The following is a 23356-nucleotide window of genomic DNA, read 5'->3' on the forward strand; positions in this document are numbered from 1 at the left end:
TGCGCAATCGTCAACATTTTTGTCGACATCCGGCTTGCTTAAATTGAATTTACAATGCAATGACGAACGAGAATATTGATCCAATATCGTGTACAAATTCGCTTTAGTGTATTATATATATGATTATCAGAACGGTGTTCGAGTACCTGTCTATTGATCACCCGGGTGGATGTGGTGAACGACCGCATCCGAAAGCTCATTCTATGCAGCGGATTCTCACAACCGACAAGTCGCCCGCGTTCCGACCGTCTCCCCGGGGTTGAACGGCGTTCGTGTTACCCTCCAGGGAGTCATAGGCCATGGCTCGCTCATCCATCTTCATCAGTTACAGTCACAAGGACAGGGAATGGCTCTCCCGACTTTCGGCTCACCTCGGCGTGCTCGAGCAGGAAGGCGACGTGGGAGCCTGGAGCGACGAGAACCTGAGGCCGGGGGACGACTGGCCGCGCGAAATCCGCGAGGCCATGGACAGCGCGAAGATCGCAGTGCTTCTCGTGTCCGCGAACTTCACGAGCTCGAAATTCATCATGCAGAAGGAAGTGCCTGTCCTGATCGACCGATGGCGTAGCGGCAGCCTGAAGATCCTCCCGCTGATCGTGACCCCGTGCCCTTACGGGCAGAGCATCCTGCGCGAGGTCGAACCCCGGCCCAAGCACCGGGATTCCGTGGCGGACGGAAGCCCGGCGGACCAGGAAAGGGACCTCCGCGACCTCACCGTCGAGATCGCCAATCTTCTTGTGCCGGAGGCGCCGCAGCCCCCCGGCGGCAGGAAACCCGTCACGGCTCCGCCCGGGCAGAGGGTCGTCACGCGGCCGGCGGCCCGGCATGACGCCTACGCGCTGCTCGACGTCAGGCTGAGCCACCGGGAGTGGGACCGGTACTGCGTGGAGCTCGGCTTCACCCACTCCGGCGATTCCGCCCCTCCCCTCCCCCTGACCCACTTCGTCTCCTTCGACCTGCCGAAACTCATCGGAACCCGGGACAATCTGGAGTACGCGCGCCGGCTCCGCAATCTCCTGTTCGCCGAACCGTCGCACAGGGATTTTCTTCGAACGGCGCAAGACTCCGCCGCGGAGCTCCGGGTGCCGCTGCAGCTGCGGATGTCGATCTCCGCCTGTGCCCGCGAGCTGCACTGGCTGCGGTGGGAGCTCCTGATCCAGGGGGGATCGGGGGAAAACGATCTCTCCTTCGAATCCACATGCCTCGCGCGCTACGCGGCCGCGGATGCCCGCAGCTGGCGCGACATTCAGCACAGGCCGAAACGGCCCCTGCGCGCCTTGCTCGTCGCGGGATTGACGGACTGGTTCAAGCCTTCGGTCCGGTCCACCGATGCCGGGGACCCGGGAATCGAAAAGTGCGCGCGGGCCGAAAGCATCCTGGAAGCGTCCGGGCTGGCGACCGCACACACACTGGGATACCTGAACGGCGACGCCTTCCGGAGCGAGCTCAGGGCGACCGCGCCCGACATCCTTTACCTGTGCGTCGACCTTCCCCAAACCGATGAATCCATCGAGCTGGGAACCGTGGGCGTGGAGTGGTGGGCGTCACGGCTCGTGAATCTGCCGATTGCGGAGGCGTTCCGGGACATCGAAACGCCGCCGCGGATGGTGATCCTGTGCCCCGTTGTCCGCGGTAGGCGTCCCGAGGCGGCGGAATCGCATTCCACGTGGTTTTCCATCCTGCGTGAAGCTTATGAGCTGGCCCAATCCGGAGTCCTCGGCGTTCTCACGCTCCAGGCGGTCCTCGATGATTCCACGTGGGACGCGTTTTTCAAGGCGTTCCTCGACAACCTCGCTCCAAACGGGCGAATGGACCACGCTCTCCACGCGGCTCGCGCGGCGCTCAAGACTTCCGGTCGACCGTGGGCTCCGGTGTTGATCTCCTGCCTGCGCACTCCGCGCATATGGTACGAACCCCGGTTCACCGAGGGTACTCCGGTGGACAAGACCTGGGACACCCTCCTGCTCAAGATCAGGAACGGCGAATGCACACCCATGATCGGCCCGGGGCTCAACAGCACCATCGCCAGGCTCCGCACGGAGATCGCGCTGGCCTAGGCCGAGAGCTACCAGTACCCGATGGCTTTCCACGAGCGGATCAGCCTGCCGCAGGTGGCTCAGTACGTGGCCAGCATGTACAAGGAGGATTTCGTCTACTCGCATTATGAGCAGAAAATCCGGGAGATCATGCTTCGCCGCTACGGCGCGCGCATCGACTCCGAGCATCGCAAGCTCCCCCTCGACCGTTTTCTCACCGAGGTCGGAAAGATGATATTGGGGCGCAGGGATGACGAGCCGCACAAGATCCTGGCCGACCTCCCCTTTCGCCTGTACGTCACGGCAAGCCTCAATTCCTTCCTGAGCGACGCGCTGCGCCGTTCGGGAAAGGCGCCGCAGGAAGTCGTGCTCGGTCTTGGAGAGCCCGCCGGAGTTCGGCTCCGGTCCGAACCGTCCCCGGAGCAGCCTCTCGTCTACCACCTGTTCGGTCACTTCGGCAGGCTTCGCGAAACCGTGCTCACGGAAGACAACTACTTCGATTTCCTCATCCACTTCTGGAAGGACAAGGAGTCCATCCCGCGGATGGTGCGCGCGGCGCTGATCAACACGAGCCTCATTTTTCTCGGTTTCAGGATGCACCACTGGGATTTCCGGGTGCTCTTTCGCAGCCTCCTGTCGCAGGAGGGAGCCAAGCGCCGCTCCAGGCACATGCACGTGGCCGTGCAGATCGACCCGGATGACGACCAGGTGGTCGATCCGGAGCGCGCGCGGGATTACCTGGAAAACTACTTCTCGGATTTTGCGGAAGCCGACATCAACGTCTACTGGGGTTCCGCGGAGGACTTCCTGCAGGAGCTCAAAAGACGCTGGGATGGATTCGGGGGGTGATTCTCATGGAAAAGCACAGCCCTTACGTGGGCCCCCGTGCGTACCGTTACGGAGAACGGCTGTACGGGCGCGACCGGGAGTCGCGCGACCTCTTGAACCTGGTCCTGGCCGAGCGCATCGTGCTGCTCTATTCGCCGTCGGGAGCCGGGAAGTCTTCCCTCCTGGCGGCGAGCCTGGCACCTTTTCTCGAGAAAGAAGGCTTCCAGGTGCTCGGTCCGGCGAGGGTTTCGGGGGCGCCGGCTCAACGTTCCGGCGGCGGTGTCGTGAACCCTTATGCGGCAAGCCTCATTCACTACTGGGAAGACGCTCGCCCCAAGGAGGTCCGTCCCATCGACGATTTGGGCGGCATCGACCTCGCCGGTTACCTGACGCAGCGTTCGTGGATACGCAACGATCCCGGCCCGAAGGTTCTCATCCTCGACCAGTTCGAAGAGATCATCACGCGAAACCCGCTGGACCGGGATGCCAGGAACGAATTTTTCCGGCAGCTGGGAATATTGCTGCGGGACCGCAACAGGTGGGCCGTCATCGCCATGCGCGAGGAACACATCGCCGCTCTCGACCCCTGTCTCGACTATGTGCCGACCCGCCTCGCCGCCCGCTACCGGCTGGATTTGCTGACCCACGAAACGGCGCGGGAAGCCGTCGCCGGCCCCGCGGAGTCCGTCGGAGTGGCTTACCATGCCCGGGCTTTGGACAGGCTGATCCACGAGCTCACGGTGGTGCGCGAAACCGGTGTCGAGCCGTACCAGACCCCCTACGTGGAACCACTCCACCTCCAACTGGCGTGCGACCGCCTGTGGCAGCGGTTGCCCGACGGCACGACCGAGGTGGGCCCGAAGCTCGTGGACACTGCGGGCACGGTTGCCGAAGCCCTCGAAGGGTTCTACCGGAGCGCGGTTCAAGGCGCCCTCCGGCAGGACGCCGTGAAAGAGACGGGGTGTGACGAAAAGCGGATCCGGGACTGGTTCGAGCGCGAGCTGATCTCGCCCGCCGGGTTGCGCGACCAGCTGCAGCGAGGAGGCACCTTCACGGGAAGCCTGCCCAACCCGGTCGCCGAGGCGCTGGAGGAACGGTATCTCCTGCGTTCGGAAAGCCGGCGCGGAACCATCTGGTACGAGATAGCCCACGACAGGCTGCTGGAGGCCGTCAGGTCCGACAACCGCGCGTGGTACGGCACCCAGGACGTATCCATGCGCCTCCTGAGAGACGGCGCTGAGCGATACGGGGCCCAGCGAGGGGGCCGGGCATCGGATCTCGCCGAGAGCCGGTTCCTCGCCGGAGAACCGCTCGAACGGGTTGAAACCTGGGCCGCCGCGAACGTGAAATCGCTCTCGGACGCGGAGAAAGACTATCTCGACGCCTGCCGCGAGAACAGGAGAAGGGAGCAGGACAAGGCCCGCCTGTCGAAAGTGATCCGCTGGGCCGTCAGGACCATCCTGGTGCTTCTGGCATTGGCGGCCGCGGGGCTGTGGCGTTTCGGACACAATGCGCTGGTGGCCCGGACCGATGCGCGCGTCCACAGGCTCATCTCCGATGCCGCCCAGGCGCGCTGGCGGGACTGGGATCACGAGCTTTCCGTCCTTCTGACCCTCCAGGCCGAAAAATTCTCCGAGCGGATCGGGGTTTCCCCGGAAGTGAAATCGCGCATCATGAACCACCTCCGAAACACCCTGCTGCTGCGCCCCTTCACGCTGAGCCCGCAGCTCCCTGGCGCCCTCAAGAACCACGTTGACTCTCGCAAGACGGCCTTCCTTGCCAACTTCCCCGATGAGTGGCTCATCGCCACGGCATCGGGCGAGAAGAAAATCGAGGTCCTCCCGCTCAGGCGGGACCGGGAAAACTGCCCCCGACCGGTGCTCGAAACCCGCGACGGCATCCGGTCCCTGGCGCCCGGCCCGGCGGGGCGCTACCTGGTGGTCGCCACCGAATCCGGCGTCGAGCTGTTTCTTGCGGAAAGGCTCCGTTGCGCGGGGAAGTCGAACCTGTCCATCAAGGCTGACGTCCATTTTCCGTTGCCGGCCGCCCCGAGCGGGCCGTTTTGCATGACCGCGGACGACTCCCTCCTCTTCGCTGCAACCGAAGGCGGTCGCATCGAGTGCCGCAGCGTCGGCGACGTAGCGGCATGCCCCGCCGGCTTTCCCGTCGAATACGGCGGCGACGGCTTCACCGTCACGGCCATGGCGTGCGACCCCAAGGGCCGGTGGGTCGCATTGGGAGAGCAGGCGCCGAGAGGCGCAAAAGGCAGGGTGAGCGTGCTGCCGCTGGAGACAGGAAAGCCTGAGAGCCCGCGGATCTTCGAGAACCTTTTCGATGACTGGCCCGAGGAGGCGAAAGATTTTCTCGAAAGACTCCGGGGCTGGCTCGACTACGGGGTCGCAGCGCTCCTGCCGATGCCGGACGGCAGCCGGCTGATCGCCGTTTTCCGGCATGGGCCGATCGGCATCGTGCCGATTCCGGATGCCCTCGATGAAAAGCCTCAAATGATCTATGCCTGGCCCACCCTGGCCAGCATAGCCGTTTTGAAGTCCGGCTTCCAGGTCGGCAGGACCAGCATGTTCCACCATCGAATTCCCAAGTTCCTCGAGGCCGCTCTCATCGGAAACGAGGGCCTGCTCGCCGTCGGCAGTGAGAAGTTCCTTGGCGAATGGGACCTCCGGTCGTTTTATGCCGATCCTTTCGAAAAAGAGCAGGTGAACCTGGAGGGGCCGAACCCGCCACCGCGCGTCTACGCAGGCTACCGCGAGATCAGGCCGTCCCAGGCTTCCATCGTGGCATTGAGCGCCCTGGAGGGAGGGAGCGTCCTCGCCGAGCTCGATGCCGAGCTCAATGCCCGTTTGTGGCTGCGCAACGGCCTCGTGAAAGACCTGCATTCCACGGTTCCCGTAAAGCTCGACAACGGGCGCCCCGAAGACAACGTGATCTGGACGCTGGGATTCATGCCCGGCGGGCGCATGCTTGTCGCCGGGGGTTCCAGCTATCTCACCTTCCCTGAAGTGAATCCGCAGACTCTCGAAAAACCCAAGGGTTCCAACGCGCTGTGTTACACGGGAAGCTATCGCAGGATGTCCTTGAGCCCGGACGGGCGGCGCCTGGCGGTGGTCGCCAAGGACTACAGGCGGGTGATCGAAGGTTGCCGAACCCCAGCGTCCGGAGGCGTCCATTCCGTCCTGGTGATGGATCTCGACCGGAAAACCGGCACCGGCAGCCTGGATCGGCCCTGGATCATGGATGTTCCCGACACCGAGGGTTTGTGGAGTGTCGCCTGGGCGAGAGGGAAATGGACGGGAGACCGGGACCTCATTGCGAGCGGGGATTACACGGGAAAGGTCCGGTTGTGGCTGCTCGACGGAGCCGGGGGCCCGCCCGAAGACCGAACCCCCCAGATTCTGCCCGGATCGCGCGGCAGCCGCGTCTGGGCGCTCGCCCTGCACCCGACCGCTCCATACCTGGCGCTCGGCACCGACGACGGCGCGCTGGAGATCTGGCGGCTTGCAATCGATGGTTCCGGGCGGATCGACGGCGAATTATTGAAAAACCCCGCGTGGATTCCGCAGGGATCGGTCTGGGCCCTCGCCTGGAGCCCGGACGGGAGCATGCTCGCCTTCGGCAACGGCGGCGGCTACGTGGGAGCCGTCTCGACCGCGGACCTGGCGGAAGGCTCCTGGCGGGTTTCCCAGCGCAGCTTCGCTCACATCATGGGGGTGACGTCCATCGCTTTTTGCGGCGCTTCCGAAGCGGAGGCGCGCAAACCGCAAAGACCCCGCGCGTGCCGAGGAAACGTGTTCGCCAGCGCGGGAAATGACGGCAAGATCATCCTCTGGGTCTTTTCGAAGGGGGCGAAGCCACCGGATCTGCTCCGACGGGACCAGGCCCTGGAAGGAGCCGGGGGGGAGGGGGCGAAACCGCGGGTTTCCCTCCGCCAGGACCAAACTCTGGAAGGAGCCAGGGGGGAAATCCTCTCCGTTGCGTTCAGTCCCGACGGAGATCTCGTTGCGGCGGGCGATACGAGGGGGCAAGTCCATGTCTGGCGCGTCGAAAACGAATCCATTCCGCGGAAAGCCTGCCGCGCCGTGAGTCGCAACCTCACCCTGCGGGAATGGGTGGATCACGTCGGGGAGAAGGAAGATTACGATTGCACGTGCCCCGACATTCCCCCGGAGCCGGGAGCAACCGGCCGGTCGTGCAGGCAGGCTTCCGCCGGCGGCTTTTAAAGGATTCGGGAATCGGCGCGGAACGGACGTGATGGTCGCTTCCACCCGCGGCGATCATGCCGAGGTGCGTTTAAGATGAGACACAACACCCGCCCGTCGGGAGGCGACGCGGGCTGGGATAAATCCGCCCTTACGGACCGATGTGCCTGTCAGTGACGCGGGCGGGACAAGCCCCGGAGACCGTGCGGATCCGTAGGGTGGGCACGGTTCCTCCGTGCCCACGAGCAGGCCGGCCCTCGCCCCTGCCGTCGCAGCCGCGAAAAAGGAGCGGCTCACGCGAGGGAACGAAACGTCACGAAAAGGTTGGACGCCGCAGCCCATGACCGCCGCCGCGCCCGACCGGGAGGCCGCCAATGAACCAAACGGAGCCAGCCTCCGACAGAGAACGGATTGTCGAGACGGCCTGGCGGGACCAGGCGGTCTGGTCCCGCGCGGCCGATCGTCTCAAGGCCGAGCTCACCGCGTGGCGCGGCCGCGCGGCGATTGCGGGCGTGGCGGGCGCCTTCCTCCAGACGCTCGCCGCCTCGCCGCTGCTCAAGGCGGCCGAAAGGTGGTGGTGGCTTCGCCCCTCCATCGCCCTTGCGGGCGCCATCATCCTCGCGGTCGTTCCCTACGTCCTGCGGACGAAAGTGACGAAGGAGCGGGTGAAGGACTGGGTTCGCGCCCGCTCGACGTCCGAGGCGCTCAAGGAAGTGATCTACAGGTACCTGGTGGGAGTCCGCCCCTTCGGGCCGGCGTCTTCTCCCGGCGAGCTCGTTGCGCGATGCGGCAAGATAAAGAAGAAAGTGGAGGATCTGAACCTGCACGCCGCATCCGTCGAGCCTCCGCAAAAGACTCGGCCGCGCGCGCTCACCGTCGACGAATACGTGGAAGCCCGCGTGAACGACCAGGTCGAGCGCTACTACCTCCCGAAGGGCCATGGGAAGGCCCTCGCGGCCAAACGTCTTCACGCCCTGGAGTTCTGGCTCGGCGTGCTCGCTCTCGTCATGGGCGCCCTGGCGAGCGCCGCGGCGGCGACCGGGTGCGCACAGCTTTCCATGGTCGGCCCCTGGGTGGCCGTGGCGACCACGGCCGGAGCCACGGTCACCGCGCACCTGGCGGCCTCCCGCTGCGATCACGAAGCCATCGTCTACTTCGGCACGGCCGACCGCCTGACCGCCCTGCGCGACCGGTGGGCGAGCGACCCGAACCGGTCGGACCCGGCCCGCATCGCCAGGTTCGTGGACGACTGCGAACACGCCATCTCCACGGAAAACGAAGCCTGGCTCGCCAAGTGGATCCGGGACCAATCCTGAGGGCAAGACCCGAGAGCGAGACTCACAGCCGTCGCTGACACGGTATTGCTTTTCGCTCTCCGTCGAAGAGACGCGTAGAGCCTTCGGGCGATTGAGGCTTCGCCGGCAGGAAGTTCCACATCGAGGTTCATTTTTTCCTCTTGACACCAACCTGGAAGCGCCTGAGAATTTTCGCAGAATTCGTTGTGTGTATTCGTTGCAGGGCAAACCGCCCGAAAGGCCGAGGCGCGAGGCCGCCGCCCTGTTTCCAGGCGTGAGGCGGCGGCGAGGTTTCGGGCGAACCGGACGTTCCCGCGTGGGCGCTTTGCGCCCGACATGACATGAAAACCGAGACCCGGGGATATCCCGGGGTGATTCCGCATCCGACGGGCAGGACAGCGCCCGATCCGAAGTCCGGCGTTGGCGTTCGTTTCCGCCGCATGACGCAAGGCATTCCGTTCCGTGAAATTTGGTTTCCGGAGCTTGTCCGGCGAATCCGGCGACAAGGATGCACGGCCGGTTGGCGATGATCTTCGACCGTCTACCCTCCCCTGCCCCGGCTCAATGGAACGGACGGCGGTTTTGCCGACACCCGCGGGGAGGCAGGCCCCCCTGTCTTGCGCCGGTGTAATGGGCGAGAGCGGTAGCTCCTCCGTCCTTCGCAGGAACGCCGGGGGCGCGCGCGGGCACGTTGAAGCCGTGCCCACCCTTGTATGTCGGCTGCGACGGCAGGAAGGGTATTGGGACCGTGGGCTGCGCTGTCGCGCATCCCACCCTACGGCAATGGCTGGAATCAGCCCCTGCCCCGGTTTGCGTGATGTGACCCACAGAATGAAGAGGCGTTTGCCATGAGCAACTCTCTGCAATCATCCATCCACCACAATTCCCCAGAATCACGGATTCGCTATGGCTCCCTGAAATCGCCGGTTTGTTCCAGCCACGGACGGCCGGATGGGGCACCGAAGCCGCCATGGGACCGTCACAACTCCCCGGATCCGCCGGTTTGCCTCAACCGCCTGGAATCGCGGGCTTGCTTCAAGCGTCCGAAATGGCCCACTTGCTTCCGCCGCCTGAAGCCGCTGATCGGATGCAATCCCCTGGTACCCCTGCTTTGCTGCGCGGGGCTGCTGCTGTGTCTCGCCGCCCCGGTTTACGGGACCCCGTCGGACGATCCCGAGGTCCTCGCGCACCGGGGAAAGCCCATCGCCGGCGAGGGAACGGAAATGCCCGTGCTCACGCTCGCCAGGCCCGAAGGCGGATGGACCACCTCCATGCAGGTCGAGGTCGCCGGGAGTTGCTCCGACCCGACGGCCGACCCCATCGCGGCCAACATCAACGGCGTGCGCTACTACATCCGCACGAAGGACGGCCGATTCTCACGAAAATTCCCCGCCGCCAGGGGCAGGAACACGGTCATCGTGGAATGCGCGAACAAGGCGGGCGTCGCCCGCGCCACCGCTTCCGTCGAAGCCATGATCAACCCGATCCCCCTCAAGGTCGTGCTCACCAGCGACACCGATTCCGTGTACACCGACCTCCACGTCTACGAACCCGACAAGACCCACGTCTACTGGGCCAAGACCGACTCCCCCTCCGGCGGGCTGTTCTTCCTGAACCAGCAGGACGGGTCCTTCGATCTCGCCGGTTTCGGACCGTACATCTACGCGCACCCGGCCCCACCCGCGGGCGTGTTCCGCATCGACGTGAACTACTGGCCGGGCGGCGCCGTGCAGCACACCCTCGCAAACCTCGACATCATCACCGACGAAGGGCTGCCCTCGGAGAGTCGCAAGCGCGTGCGGACCCCGCTCGCCCGCCCCGGCGAAACCCGGACCCTCGCCTACGTGGTCATCCGCGGGAACAACCAGGCCCCCCGGATCTACGTGCCCTCCCAGGATCCCGAATCCGACATGCCCCCGGAAGTGGTCGAATACAAGCGCAGGGGCGAGCCCCGCGAGGAGGATGAGTACGCCTATCTCGCCCCTTCCGACGAACGGGCCGTCCGCGAGTCGGTGACCCGCCTGGCGCTGTTCCAGGCAAGAAAACTCAGCCGGCGCTGGGAGGAGCGGCAGCGGGACTGCTCGGGGCTCGTGCGCTTCGCCTACCGGGAAGCCATCGAGGTCCGTTCTCCAAAGCAGCAGCAAAAGCTCGGGATCCCCGCCACCCTCCACCTGCCGCCGGTATCCCCATTGTCGAGAAGGCTTTTCCCCCGCTATCCCTTCATCTGGCAGACCGGGTACGAAAGCGACGGGAAACCGCGCTTCGGACCGTTCGCCGACGCCGAGACCCTCGTCGGTTTCAATTTCCGCAAGAAGGCCCGCAGCCTCGATGCCGCGTCGAGCGGCGACCTGCTCGTCTTCCGAAAGAGTTTCGAGGACGACCAGCCGTATCACCTGATGATTTTCGTTGAAGACCGCCCCGAGAACCTGGCGGTCTACCACAACGGAGAACGGGGAGAAGAAGCCCAAGTCCGGGTGGTCCGGATGAGCGACCTCATGCGGTCCCCCGACCCGGTCTGGCTCCCCGGCGCCGATAACCCTCACTTTCTGGGAGTCTACGAGTGGAACCGCATCAAACCGGGAAATCGAAAAACGTCCTGATCCTGGTCCTCGCGCTGGCCGCCGGCGTGGGGCTGCTGGTCTTCTGGGCCTACAGGGCGCTCTACGCCACCGGCATCGCCGAGCTCGTGCGCGCCGATCTTCCCATGCTCGAGCTGCGGCTGGAATTCATCGACCTCGACGGGGATCCCGTGATGCCCCAGGATTCGAGGCTCCTGGGAAAAGCCGCCGCCAGGGACGAGAAGCCGCCCCCGGCGCCTCTCCCGGAAGGCTGCCCCGAGCTGGTCGGGGGCGACACCGCCGCGAGCCCGGCCCTGTCCGCCAAGGAAAAGGAAGCCGCATCGGGCTGCCCGCGGGTGGCCAGGTGGGTGGTCAAGCGGCATCCCATCGGGTTCACCCTCCATTTCCGGGACGCCTCAAAGGTCCTGGCCCTGTTCGAAAACAACGCGCAGGTCAAGGAGCTCTTCGCTTCCAGGTTCTTCCAGGGACTCTTCTACGATCCGCTGCACGGCGCCGGCGTGCGGGCCGAAGACCTCCACCTGGAAGGACTCTCCGGGGCCTTCTGGGCGCGGCTCATCCGGGAGGCGCTCGGGGCGCGCGCCGAGCTCCACTACGACGTGGCGCACGGCAGGAAGGGGTTCGTCTTCTCCTTCGTGAGAAGCGAATGCCCGTTCGCCTCGAAGGCCCTGCCCGTCATCGTGCCGGCCCTTGCCCGGAGCGGCTTCAAGATCCCGGCGATGCGCGATCCCGTGCTTGAGATGCGCATGGGCCCGCAGCGCGTTTTTCTCACCCAGTACGAAGACCGGGTCTACCTCGCCAACGGCCTCGAAGCGCTGATCAACACCCTCGAGAACATCGGCCCGGCCGGCAGGGACCTCCCCGAGTCGCCGCTGGTGCTGACGGTACGGGCGGAAGCCTTCTTCGACAATGTCCTGCCCGTGCTCTTCAGCCGCAGGTCCTGGGCCGCGGACTTCGGGTTTGGAACGTCCCCCGACACCCCGGGCAAGCTCCGGTTTCCCTCGGGAAAGTATGCCGAGCACCTGAAGCCCGGGCTGTTCAAGGGCGTGCTCGCGGGCATCCCCCACGACACCTTCGCGGCCGTCGCCGTGAGCTTCCACCTGCCGCCCGGAATGAGCGCCGGGGAATGGCGCCGGCTCGCCACCCGGGGCCCCGCCGATTCGAAAACGGGCGGCCCGGATGAAAGCGGCGTCGCGCTGCTCTGGGACATCGCGTCCGAAGGCGAGCGCATTTCCCGCATGGGCATGGTCATCGCCAACCAGAAGACCCCCGCCGACGTCGAGGCATTCAAGCAGTACTTCACCGATCCCGACCTGACGGAAACGTGCGGCGGCGGAACGGTCTTCCTGGCCGCCACGTCGCGGGATCTCCTGGTGCGCATGAAGGAATCCTGCGAAGGCCAGTCACTCAGCGTGCTCAACTGGGAGCGCGGCTCCAGGGCGAAGGAATACGAATCCGCCCAGTGCTTCCTTTTCGCGAACCCGGGCACGGCCATGCGGGAGCTCTTCCTCGCCGGCGGGGCCAAGAGCGGGGAGCTCGGGGAATTCGAACCCCAGTGGAAGCAGGATTACGAACAGGCCAAGGAAGCGATGCGCCGGGACGGGGAAAAGGTGTTCGGCAGCCTCCCCATCGTCGCCTACGCGGGGAACGCCACGCCGAAGGCAGCGACCGTCGAGTTGCGGGAACTGATCGTCAAACAGGGGGCATCACGATGAAGATCGAACGACTTGTTTTCCTCTTCGCCGTCCTCGGATTGCTGCTCCCCGTCGTTGCCGCGCCGCCGGCCCATGCGGGCAGCCCGTTTTACCTCACCGTCGACCGCAGCTTCTCCCACAACGAAAAACCGCAGCTCAGGATCGACTACACCGACCCGTCGAAACCCATGCTGCTGCGCGTGCTCCGTCCAAAGGATCTCGACCGGTTCCTGGATGGCCAGTTCAACGTCAGCCGGAGCTACGAACGCCCGGTGTCGCAACTGAACCCGGGACACTACTTCGTGAAGGGGCTCAACCAGGCCGAATCGCCTCTCAAGACGTGGAGAGGCATGCTGAGCGCCGAATTCCGAAAGAACTTCAAGGACACGGCGTTCAACAAGGCCCTGCTCGACACCACGCCGGGGGACCTCGCCGCGCCGCCGCACCAGGTCGTCCACGGCCCGCCCACGGGTCTCGGCGTGGTCCGTGAGTACTACGTGGACCTCGAACACGCCGGAACGGACGCCAAGGACATCGGCTGGTGGTTTGCGGACAGCGGATGGCAGGAACGCAGCTACAAGGTTCGAACCATCGCGCTGGACCCGCTGCCCGACGGGGTGTACCTCATCCAGGCGGTGTCGGGAACCGCTGAAGGCCAGTGCCTCATGCAGGTGAGCAGCCTGGCCGCGCAGGTGAAGCAGTCCACGGAGCAGCTGGTGGTGCGGGTGATCGACCGCGAGCAGCAGCCGGTCCGGGGCGCGGCGGTGAGCTACCGGGACGGCCGGGGCAAGTGGATCGACGTCGGCCGCAAGACCGACGGGGCCGGGGAAGTCTTTTTTTCCAACCCCGCGGGAAACCTCGACGGGAAGCTCCTCGTCAGGGCGCAAACCGGGGACGGGCGCCAGGCCCTGACCGATACAGATTTTCTGCCGGCCGTCTCCAACGACGATTCGGTCTTCATCGTCACCGACCGCCCGATTTTCAAACCCGGGGAGACCTTTTTCTACAAGGGCATGGTACGGGCGCTCGCGAACGGGGAGCTCAAGACCCCCGATTTCGCCGGGAAACAGGCCCGGATCACCCTGGTCCGGTCCGACGGCAAGGACACGGGGTTGCAGGCCGCCGTTCCGGTGACCGACTTCGCCTCGTTCAGCGGCAGCTTCGGCCTTGATGAAGCCCAGACCCCGGGGCTCTACCGCCTCATCGCCGAGCTGGAAGGCAAACCCTACGGAGGTGAATTCCGGGTCCGCGACTACGTGAAACCCGTCTTCTACATGGAACTGATCGAGCGCAGCCCCACCGTCGTGCCCGGCGAGCCCTTCGCCGTGAAATTCCGCACCCGGCGCTACAGCGGAGGCGTGCCCAGGGACGTGAAATACGAGGTGTATCTCTACCAGAAGAAATTCGAAGCCCCGCAGTGGGTGGCCGAAGCCGGCGGGGGTCTCGGAACCGGCACGGATTATTTCGGCCAGGTCCGGTCCGCCTCGGCCCTTACGGAACCCCGGCGCATTTACAGCTCCGTTGAGGAACGGCTTGCCGACGCGGCCCGCGAATACGGCATGAACACCTGGGATTCCGCGCCCCTGATCGATGAATCCGGCGAGACCTCCTTCTCGTTCACGGTGCCCAAAACCGATTCCGCGGCCCAGGGCGAATGGATCTACACGGTCATGGTGCGCGCGCTGGATCGCGCCGGCTCCCAGGCGATTCTCACGGAAAACATCTACATGACCGTCTCGGAAGCCCAGCCGTCGATCCGGTTTTCAAAAACCATCGCGCAGGTGGGAGAAAAAGGGCTCACGGTTTCCGTGCGATCCACCTACCCGGACGGCAAGCCCGCCCCCAACGCGGGCGGCGTCCTCGATATCGGGATCGAGCGCGGAGGGGATCCGGCGGCCGGGTTCGTCAAGCTGCCCTTCACCACCGACGCGCGGGGAAACCGCGACATCGAGCTGCCCGAGCTCACCGGCCGCGGCAGGCTGCGCGCCGTCGCCACCCTGGAGACGCTCGACGGCAAGCCCATGAAGCACCCGGCCGCCTCGCAGCCGGTGGCGATGGTCGTCGGCGGAGCGCAGGGGGAAGCCGTTCTCGACAACCGGGAGCTCGAGCTCTACACCGCCGGGACCATCCTCAGCCCGGGCGAGAAGGCGAAGGTCTTCGCGCTCCTTCCCGGCGACTGGGGCAGGAACGGGAAAGGCACCGTCTGGGAGACCATTTCCGGGCGCAAAATCTACGGGGTCAATTCGAGGGAGTGCCAGGGCCGAAGCTGGTGGTTCGAAGTGGAAGCCCGGCCCGAATACGGCACCGGATTTTACCACACGGTCACCGTGCCGGTGAGCGGCGGCAAATACCGGGAGCAGACCCTGGGATTTCGCATCATCCCCCGGGCCAAGCGTCTCACGGTGGATATCCGTCCCGAGCGCGAGGAATGGGAGCCTCTGAAGCCCTTCCGCATCGATCTCGAAGTGAAGGACGCCGAAGGCAGACCTTCTCCCGACACGGAATTGACCGTGACCATCGTGGACCGCGCAGTCTACGCGGTGCAGTCCGAGCTCCGTCCCGGCGTGTTCGACTTCTTCTATCCCCTGCCGAGGCTGAACCTGGCCACGTTCTATTCGGATGAGCTGCAGGGGTACGGATACGCGGATCTACTCAAGAAACCCAACTTCAGCCTGGGCGCGCTCAAAAGCCGGAGCAAGCTGCCCAAGAAGGCCATGCGGGACACCGCCGGATGGTTCCCGCACGTGGTGACCGACGGCATGGGACGCGCCTCGATCACCGTGGATCTGCCCGCAAACGTCACCGAATGGCTGGTCACGGCCATCGCGGCGGACAAGACGGGGAGAGTCGGCGAAGCGACGGGAAGATTCCGAACGGTCACGGACATCCTCCGGGAGGTGATCGCTCCCCAGTTCCTGCGCCTGGGCGAAGAGGCGCTCGTGCACCTCAAAACCGTCAACCAGGCGGATCGGACCGTATCGCTCAAGACCAGGATCGAGCTCGACGGCGGCGTTTCCCTGAAACAGGGCAGGCAGGAGGAGGAATTCACGATTGAAAAACAGGGGGAACGGCTGTCGCCCCTGGTTCTCGAGGCCGCGGGTGGGCAAGGAACGGCGACGCTCCGGGTTGCTTCCGAGGCCAGGGAGGACATTCACGTGGGGGGCGCGGAAGAATTCGACATCCCGCTCCGGCCCGCATCGACGCGGCTGGTTTTCCCCGGCGTCGCGGACAAGGACCGGCTGATCGCCAGGCTTCCGAAAGCGGGGAAAGTCGGCGAAGTGAAGGTGCAGGTGGTCTCGGGCCTGCTGGGAGCGGCCTTGAACGCGGCCGCGGTCCTGGTCGCCTACCCTTACGGCTGCACCGAACAGCTCGTCCACTCCACCGTTCCCAACCTGGTGCTCATGGATCTCGTGCGGCGCGCGGGCCTCACCCGGGAGGACCTGGGGCCGCTTGCCGACGTCCTCTCACGGGCTGAATCCAACGCCGTGTTCGGCATAAGGAAATTGATCCGCAACCAGAAGACCGACGGCGGTTTCGGTCTCTGGCCCGCGGACCCCGAGCCGTCCATCGGGGTGACCGTGACGGCGCTCTACGCGCTCAAATTCGCCGGCGATCTGAAGGTCGAAGGGGCACAGGGCGCGTATTTCAAGGCGCTGGACTGGCTTCGGAACGCCAGGCGGGCGCCCGAATACAGGCGGCAGGGCGGCACGGTGGTCGGCTACGAACTGGCGAGACTTGCCGAGTTGCGTTTCTACGATTCCCAGTTCGAGGAACAGATCGCCTACGTGGAAAACCTCCTCGGAGACAAGACCGTGCCCGTGCCCGACCTGGTCAACGGGCTGGCCCTTTTCGCCGGATACAGGAAGAATTCCTGGTACCGTTTCAACGAGCGCTTCAAGGACAGCGGGGCCATGGAGGAACTGATCGAAAAGCTGAAGAAGGCGCTGGAAGCCTTCGACCCCGACGTGTATCTCAAAGCGGCGGGCGAGGACTGGGAGGCGATCGATTCCCTGGGTTTCGGGTTCGGGGTCCCGAGCATCGTCTCGGCCGCAATGGGCGTCATGGAGGAGCTCGACGCGCTCCCGCAGGAGCTCGAGGCCAAGCTCACGCGGATACTGCTCGCACGGATGAAAAACGGCTACTGGACGTCCACTTTCGACACGGCGCAGGTGATTTTCAACACGCGCAAGATCCTCGAAAAGCAGGCGCGAGCCGTCGCCGAAGAGGCGAAAACGGGGCGGCCCGCCCTCGTCGTGCGCAAAGCCGACGGACAGGTGCTGGGGGAGCTCGCCCGCATCCCGGCGGGTTTCGTGGGCACATTCGCCGACCCCGGGACTCCGGAACAGGTTTCGGAGCTACGATTGGAGGGCCTGGGGCCGACGGACTCCGCGTATTCCGCCACGGCCGTGGATGTTCCGTATGAGGCGACGGCGCCGGGGAGCACGGGCCTGAGCGTGGAACGCACGTTCCGGCGGATCACGCCGGGCGGCAGCGAACCGCTCGACCTGTCCAGGCCGCTCCGCAAGGGCGACACGGTGGTGAGCGAAATCCGGGTCCGACGCAACCCCGTTGAGGAAGTCACTTACATTCCCAGCCGGTTCCTGGTGATCGAGGACTCCGTTCCTTCGCTCGCCCGGCCCGTGGACGACGACCGGGTCGCCCTCGCGGACGCCGGCATCCGGCTCGAAAACGAAACGTACTGGGGCCTGGTGATGGACACGCAACGCCATCCCGACCGGACGGTCAGAATCGCCAAGGTCCTGCCGCGCGGCGAGATCACGATCTACCAGGTCTGGCAGGCGGCGTTCGGCGGCACGGCGGCCGTGCCGCCCGCGGTCGCCTTCGACATGTACGACGAAAGCGTCCGGGGGAACACGGGAGCGGGACGCATCCGCGTGGAGTAGCTTTGGGCATGTTCGGATCCGCAGGCGGTTTCCGGCGTCGCGCCGTGGTCCTCGAGGTCGGCGCGGCGCTCCTCTTTTTCGGCTCGCTCGTCCATAACGCGGAGCTTGCGCGTGAGGGGACGACCGCGCTCCGGCAGCTCGAAGCGCGCGGCTACACCGTCCCCACCGGCGCGGACCCTGCGCGCGTGTACCCGGCGGCCACCGCCGGCTCGTTCGATTCCGCCCATGCCGGGGGCTGGCGTCCGGGGATCATCAGCCTGAGGGAAGACCCGGCGGGAAGCGCCGGCCCCGAAGTCTACCTGCGCCACGAACTGATGCACGAAGCCTGCTTCCGTACCTGTTCCGGCAGACTGCCGCTCTGGGCCGAAGAGGCCGCCGCCATCGCCTTCAGCGGAGAGGCCTCCGCGCCGCCGCAGGCGGTCCCTCTCGCCGCGGGCGACCTCGATCACCTCAGGAACAGGATCCGCCTCGGCGCCGACATGGATGCCCGGAGCTACCGGACGCTCGCGCGACTCGTCGCCGCGCACGGCTGGCCGGAAAGTCCCTGCGCGGTGTCGGAAGAAATCCGGCGTTTGGCGACCCCTCCCCCGGCGGTCGCAGAAACCGGCTTCAGCTATATCCTGGTGAGCCTCCTTTCGGGGAGGACCATCGAATCCGGGGGAGACATGAAGAGCCGGTATCCGCCGGGATCGCTCCTCAAGATACCTTACGCCGCCGCGCTCCGAAACGCGCCCAACGGTCCCCTGGGGGAAGAGCTGGCGGCAAGCGATACGAAAGGGCTGCTCGAGCGGTGGGGCGAGCTCGACCCGGTTGCCTGGCGATTCCTGGTTTCCTCGTCCTGCAACACCGTTCTCGCCCGGGACATCACGCCGGAAGAATTCGCATCCGGGGACGAGGGTTTCCGGCGCCAATACCTGGGAGAACGCGACCCGGACGGCGGTTTCCCGCTCGAAGCGGACCTCGGGGAGCTCGCGCGGCTCGTGCGCGCCTCCCTGCTCATGAAACCCTCCCGCTTTGCCGGGCTTTCCATGAACGGCCGGGCCGAAAAAACGACCCTGTTCGCGGAACCCGAACAGGACAGGCGGATTCTTGCAAAACTCAGGGCCATGTCCAAGACGGGCACGGCGGCCGACTCCAGGGGGAACCCGCTGGTCGGCCACCTTGCGGTGGCGTGGCCGGCACCCGATCCCACCCTGCTCGCGGTGTTTCGCGGTCCGGGGTTGAAGGGGGCTTCCACGCTCCAGCGCGCATCCCGGCTCCTCGAAGAATGGTCCGCCCGCTATCCCACCGAATACTCCCGGGTGCGGGTGCGGCTGCTCGCGGGGGTCCCGCGGGCATCGTGGGAGGTGTTCGATGAATGCCCGAGTTTCGAGCGGCCGGGCCGGAGCGGCGGGACCGAGCGCGTGAGCGCCTGCGGGCGGTTCAGGATCGTGTCGAACGTCCCAGGCAGCCGCCCTGAACGCCTCATCCGGGGTATCGTCGAAAGCTCCGCCGATGGCCGGCAGGTGGTGCTCGAAACGGATCCCGAGACTTATGCCGATGCGACGCTGGCCGCCGAAGCCGCGCATCTCGAAGGCGAGGCGGCCAGGGCCCTGCGGGCGGTGATCGTCTGGAACGGCACTCGCGGGGGCAGGCGCCACGAGGACAGTTCCTCCGTCTGCGACACCACGCATTGCATGGTGTTTCGGGGAATGGCCCCCAAAGAGTCCCCCAGGCGGGCGGTCCGCACCGATCCCCGGCTTTTGACGCGGCTTGACGAACTTGCGGCGCGCGCGGGATTGAACTGGCTGCCGTTTTCCAAGGGCGGGGACGAAAAATGGGAGAAATCGATCCCGGCCGTCGAGCTGAGCGGTCTTGCGAGCGAACCGGCGATACTTGACATCCGCCGCGAGCGCACCAGGGGCGGAGCGGTCCTGGTTCACCTGGTCTATCCGGCGGAGGAAGAAACCGTTCCCTGCGAGGTCTTCCGCAACAGGCTGAAGCTGCCGTCCTGCCCCGACGCCATACTCCACGATGCAACCCGGAACGCATGGCATTTCACGGGGATCGGCCGGGGGCACGGCCGGGGGCTTTCCGTGGAGCGGGCCGGGGCGCTGGCCAAGTCGGGCCGCAGCGCCGAAGCGATCCTGCGCGACGCTTACGGTCAGTGAGCGGTTCATGCGAGCCCGGGTTCAAGGCGGCAGTGCTGACGGGCGGGCATGAGGCCCTCCCCCTGGAATTTAGACATTTGAGTGCGTATCTCACTATTGGCTTTACAGACGGGCGGGCATAAAACCCGTCCCCGGAGGTGGTCTTGTGAACTCGAGAGTCGGCAAGGGACACAATGGCTACCGAGGATTTGCGATGCTTCGGGGGCACGGTCGAATTCAAAGCACTCGGGAGAAGAGATGAGGATCTGGGTCGATGCGGACGCCTGCCCGGCGCCGATCAAGGAATTGATCGTCAGAACGGCCCGGAGGCTGCGAATTCCCGCCGTTTTCGTCGCCAACAAGTTCATCAGCATCCCCGATTCTGCCTGTGTATCGACAGTCCGTGTCGAGCTGGGACCGGAAATCGTGGACGAATACATCGCGAAGCACGCTGAGCCGGGCGACTTTACCATCACCCAGGACATCCCCCTGGCATCGGTGCTCGTGCCTAAAGGGGTCACCGTCATTGACCCCAGGGGGGAGCTCTACACCGAGGAGAACATCCGGGAACGGCTGTCCATCAGGAATTTCATGCAGGATCTCCGGGAAGCCGGCGGGATCACTCCCGGCCCCCGACAGTTCGGCCAAAAAGAAAAGCAGCGCTTTTCCGACACCCTCGACCGGGAGATCACCAAGCGCTTTAAGCTCCAGGGAAATTGAACGGAAGCAAAATCGAAAACGGTACGGGCCGCCCTTCGACAACGGCCCGGTCGATTCGCACGACCCGCGACCCGCCCGCGGCCGGGCAGGCGTTGTGTGATCCTGAACGCACCCCGGTATCAGTTCAGATCGATCTCCAGGGTATCGGGCCCGGTTTCCGTCATCCTGTCTTCGACGTACTTCCGGGATTGCCTGAGATCATGCGTCAGCTGAGGGCCGGACATCGAGACGATTCGTTCCATCAGGTGCGCGACCTTGTCATAAACCCTTTTGTGAATGTGCAGCCTGCCCTCGTCACGAGGCACCTGCCGCAAGGCCGGCAGAGCATCCAGCACCACGTCGAGGGAATCCCACAGGAGCACGGGATTCTCGCTCAGGATTCGGTCCAGCTCTTCCTGGTGCCGGGCGTAGAGTTCCGTGAACGTTCGGCGGGTCTGATCCGGAATGCGGATTTGACCCAATTGGTCCAATATGGTGGTGTCCTCGTTCAGGACGAGTTCGTTGCCGGGCTGAATCGGCTGGTCGCCCGTTCCGCCCGGTCTACCCGGCGCCGCAGCCGCGAAGCCGAGCGCGCAAAAGGCGACCAGGAGCAAAACCAAGCCCGCAACGACTCCCCGCCTTAGCTTTTCGAGCAATGCATCCTCCTTGTGATCGAAAGCCGACGACGCCCGCCGGCCGGTTTTCCTCCATCCATAGCTCAAAAGATCGTTTGCGGCAACCGCCCTCCGGGGTCAAACCTACACTTTTCACAAATCCACACTTTTCACAAACCTCCATGAAACGGATGCGCACAGCCAAAGAGGAAACTGCGCCGGCCGAGGGTATTTTCACTCAAACGGCCATTCCCGGGGGGACACCCTTATACGATGAAAACCGGCCCCGAGGCCGCCTGATTCAATTTTCCACGTGAAGCGGGAAGCCGATGTCGTGCGGCTTCCGGAGGCGATCGATACCGCATCGGGGCCTTACTCCTTCACATTCCGGGCCGATTTTGTTATTTTGAACGCCACACGATCGTAGGACAGCAGCGATTGAGGGTACTCCCCGAGGAGAGGATCATTGATCGGTCGAACGACCCGCAAGAGATTCTGGTTGGCCGCAATCTTCGGTCTACTCGTGTTCGCGTACACCCTCAGACAGGCAAGAATGGAAAGACTCGTCCAGAACATGGGCGAGATCAACCTGTTCTGGGCCTTTCTCGCCCTGGCCGCCAGCGCCCTCAGCTACATCTGCATCGGCATCGTGCTTCAGCGCCTGCTCCGGGGCGTGGGGCATCCCCTGTCGTTTTCGTCGTCGTTCAAGATTTCCCTGCTCTCCTGCACCATGAACTACCTCATGGCCGTAGGCGGACTGAGCGGCGTGGCCGCCAAAGTCTACCTGCTGTCCAGGGAGAAGATTCCCCCGAGCAACACCCTGTCCATTTCCATCGTGCACGGGTTTCTCACCAACACGGTGGCGGTGGTGTTCATTTACCTGGGCTTTTTTTTCCTCTACAGCGAATACAAGATGGGCACGGCGCAGAAGGAATTCGGCATCGTGGTCCTGATCGTCGCATTTCTGCTCACCTGGATCACGATACAAACGCTGGTGCATGAAGCCTTCCGCAAGGTTTTCTGGAAGTTTCTGCTCAGGTCCGGCCTCGCCGTCAGCCTCGCGCTCAAGCATCCTCACTGGATCAACGAGGAGCGGGCGGAAGCCTTTTTCGACAACTTCAACGAAAGCATGAACCTGCTCATGAGGAAAGCCGGCATCCTGCTCGTTCCGGCAACGTTTGCCCTGCTGGACTGGGTGTTGATGTTCCTCTGCCTGAAGCTCTCGTTCATGGCGGTCCACTACCCGGTGGACAGCAAATCCCTGCTGCTGGGCTTTTCGATGGGAATCTTCACGTCGCTCTTCTCCCTCACCCCGGCATCCATCGGCATCATGGAAGGCTCCATGGCCATATCGTTCTACTGGATGGGCCTCGACTACGAGTCCGCCCTGCTGGCCACGCTGATTTACAGGCTGGCCTATTATTTCATCCCGATCCTGGTGAGCCTGTTCTTCTACAAACGCTTCTTCCCTGCCCCCGAACGGGTCAAACCCCTGAGCAAGGCGGAGCCTTCCTGAAAAGGACGATCCCGGGGCAACGAAAGTGACGGTGGGAAATGAATCAAAGGATTGAAGCGCCGGAAGTCGAGCGGCAGCACGAGCCGTTGCGGGACGCGATCGCATCCGTCATGGGCCGATGGGTGAGCGAGCGGCCCGGAGACGATTACTGGCGCTCTCCCCTGGTGGGGGTTGCCGCCGCCGAGGACCCGATGTTCGCCCTGCTGCCGCGGGTGGTCGACCCCGAACACGCCATGCCCGGAGACCTGCTCTCCGGGGCGAGATCGGTGATTGTCTTCTTTCTGCCGTTTCGGCGGGAGGTTGGAAACGCCAACGACGCGTCCGGGCGGATGGCCGCGCGCGGCTGGGCTGAAGCTTACGTGGCGACGAACAGCCTTATCGGGGAAATATGCCTTCGCCTCTCCGACCATCTCGCCGATGCCGGGCATCGCTCAGCCGTAACGCCGGCCACGCACAACTTCGATGCGGTGAAGCTCGTGAGCCTCTGGTCCCACAAGCATCTCGGCTACATCGCCGGACTGGGCACCTTCGGGATACACCACATGCTCATCACGTCCGCCGGTTGCTGCGGAAGGCTTGGAAGCGTGGTCACCACCATGCCTTTGCCTCCGACCTCGAGGCCCGACCGGGAATTCTGCCTGGAAAAGGCGGGCATCGAGTGTTCGGCGTGCGTTCCCAAGTGCATGCGGGATGCCCTGGGCGCGGAACCCTTCGATCGCCGGGCCTGTTACGCGCAATGCCTTGAAAACGACAAGCATCATGCCGACCTGCCCCTGGTGGATGTGTGCGGCAAGTGCGCGTGCGGGGTGCCTTGCAGCCACGAAGCCCCGAACCTGCCGTGACGTTCCGGC

12 protein-coding genes are annotated in these 23356 nt (G+C 64.8%); 11 read left to right on the forward strand and 1 reads right to left on the reverse strand.

What is annotated here, in order from left to right:
• Positions 1–299 precede the first annotated feature (299 nt).
• The 9 genes from SFUM_RS21465 to SFUM_RS05705 all read left to right on the forward strand — a co-directional run bounded on the left by SFUM_RS21465 (position 300) and on the right by SFUM_RS05705 (position 20396).
• Positions 300–2057, forward strand: coding sequence for a toll/interleukin-1 receptor domain-containing protein (locus SFUM_RS21465; protein ID WP_011697953.1), 1758 nt, complete (start codon positions 300–302; stop codon positions 2055–2057).
• A 21-nt stretch (positions 2058–2078) separates the two neighbouring features.
• Positions 2079–2885 carry an SIR2 family NAD-dependent protein deacylase gene (locus SFUM_RS05665; RefSeq protein WP_011697954.1) on the forward strand — a complete coding sequence of 269 codons (807 nt, stop codon included), beginning with the start codon at positions 2079–2081 and terminating at the stop codon, positions 2883–2885.
• A gap of 5 nt (positions 2886–2890) precedes the next feature.
• Complete coding sequence (locus tag SFUM_RS05670) at positions 2891–7099, forward strand: NACHT and WD repeat domain-containing protein (protein WP_011697955.1); 4209 nt, start codon at positions 2891–2893, stop codon at positions 7097–7099.
• A 353-nt stretch (positions 7100–7452) separates the two neighbouring features.
• Entirely contained in the window at positions 7453–8394 is a 942-nt protein-coding gene (locus SFUM_RS05675) for a DUF4231 domain-containing protein (protein ID WP_041439969.1), read from the forward strand.
• A gap of 827 nt (positions 8395–9221) precedes the next feature.
• The gene (locus SFUM_RS05685; protein WP_011697957.1) at positions 9222–10973 is read left to right on the forward strand and encodes a DUF1175 family protein; all 1752 of its coding nucleotides are present in this window, start codon (positions 9222–9224) and stop codon (positions 10971–10973) included.
• The gene (locus SFUM_RS05690) at positions 10934–12664 is read left to right on the forward strand and encodes a hypothetical protein (protein WP_011697958.1); all 1731 of its coding nucleotides are present in this window, start codon (positions 10934–10936) and stop codon (positions 12662–12664) included. The genes SFUM_RS05685 and SFUM_RS05690 overlap by 40 nt, the downstream gene beginning before the upstream one ends.
• Positions 12661–17547: an MG2 domain-containing protein gene (locus SFUM_RS05695; protein WP_011697959.1), complete on the forward strand. Its 4887-nt coding sequence runs from the start codon at positions 12661–12663 to the stop codon at positions 17545–17547. The genes SFUM_RS05690 and SFUM_RS05695 overlap by 4 nt, the downstream gene beginning before the upstream one ends.
• Positions 17548–17555: 8 nt before the next feature.
• Positions 17556–19697: a hypothetical protein gene (locus tag SFUM_RS05700; protein WP_011697960.1), complete on the forward strand. Its 2142-nt coding sequence runs from the start codon at positions 17556–17558 to the stop codon at positions 19695–19697.
• A gap of 237 nt (positions 19698–19934) precedes the next feature.
• Positions 19935–20396 carry a YaiI/YqxD family protein gene (locus tag SFUM_RS05705; RefSeq protein WP_011697961.1) on the forward strand — a complete coding sequence of 154 codons (462 nt, stop codon included), beginning with the start codon at positions 19935–19937 and terminating at the stop codon, positions 20394–20396.
• Between the two features lie 119 nt (positions 20397–20515).
• On the opposite strand, the gene SFUM_RS05710 is transcribed toward SFUM_RS05705, so the two are convergent.
• Positions 20516–21031, reverse strand: coding sequence for a hypothetical protein (locus SFUM_RS05710; protein ID WP_011697962.1), 516 nt, complete (start codon positions 21029–21031; stop codon positions 20516–20518).
• A 424-nt stretch (positions 21032–21455) separates the two neighbouring features.
• Between SFUM_RS05710 and SFUM_RS05715 the strand changes: the two genes are divergently transcribed.
• Together SFUM_RS05715 and SFUM_RS05720 are read left to right on the forward strand one after the other, a co-directional pair.
• Positions 21456–22505 carry a lysylphosphatidylglycerol synthase transmembrane domain-containing protein gene (locus tag SFUM_RS05715; protein WP_011697963.1) on the forward strand — a complete coding sequence of 350 codons (1050 nt, stop codon included), beginning with the start codon at positions 21456–21458 and terminating at the stop codon, positions 22503–22505.
• A gap of 38 nt (positions 22506–22543) precedes the next feature.
• Complete coding sequence (locus SFUM_RS05720) at positions 22544–23347, forward strand: epoxyqueuosine reductase (RefSeq protein ID WP_011697964.1); 804 nt, start codon at positions 22544–22546, stop codon at positions 23345–23347.
• Positions 23348–23356 lie beyond the last annotated feature (9 nt).

The sequence above is a fragment of the Syntrophobacter fumaroxidans MPOB genome (genome assembly GCF_000014965.1).
Taxonomy (GTDB): Bacteria; Desulfobacterota; Syntrophobacteria; order Syntrophobacterales; family Syntrophobacteraceae; genus Syntrophobacter; species Syntrophobacter fumaroxidans.

What these genes read in the sequence shown, in the direction of transcription:
- SFUM_RS21465 (WP_011697953.1), top strand. Translation starts at nt 300, where the DNA reads ATGGCTCGCTCATCCATCTTCATCAGTTACAGTCACAAGGACAGGGAA.
- SFUM_RS05665 (WP_011697954.1), top strand. Translation starts at nt 2,079, where the DNA reads ATGGCTTTCCACGAGCGGATCAGCCTGCCGCAGGTGGCTCAGTACGTG.
- SFUM_RS05670 (WP_011697955.1), top strand. Translation starts at nt 2,891, where the DNA reads ATGGAAAAGCACAGCCCTTACGTGGGCCCCCGTGCGTACCGTTACGGA.
- SFUM_RS05675 (WP_041439969.1), top strand. Translation starts at nt 7,453, where the DNA reads ATGAACCAAACGGAGCCAGCCTCCGACAGAGAACGGATTGTCGAGACG.
- SFUM_RS05685 (WP_011697957.1), top strand. Translation starts at nt 9,222, where the DNA reads ATGAGCAACTCTCTGCAATCATCCATCCACCACAATTCCCCAGAATCA.
- SFUM_RS05695 (WP_011697959.1), top strand. Translation starts at nt 12,661, where the DNA reads ATGAAGATCGAACGACTTGTTTTCCTCTTCGCCGTCCTCGGATTGCTG.
- SFUM_RS05700 (WP_011697960.1), top strand. Translation starts at nt 17,556, where the DNA reads ATGTTCGGATCCGCAGGCGGTTTCCGGCGTCGCGCCGTGGTCCTCGAG.
- SFUM_RS05705 (WP_011697961.1), top strand. Translation starts at nt 19,935, where the DNA reads ATGAGGATCTGGGTCGATGCGGACGCCTGCCCGGCGCCGATCAAGGAA.
- SFUM_RS05720 (WP_011697964.1), top strand. Translation starts at nt 22,544, where the DNA reads ATGAATCAAAGGATTGAAGCGCCGGAAGTCGAGCGGCAGCACGAGCCG.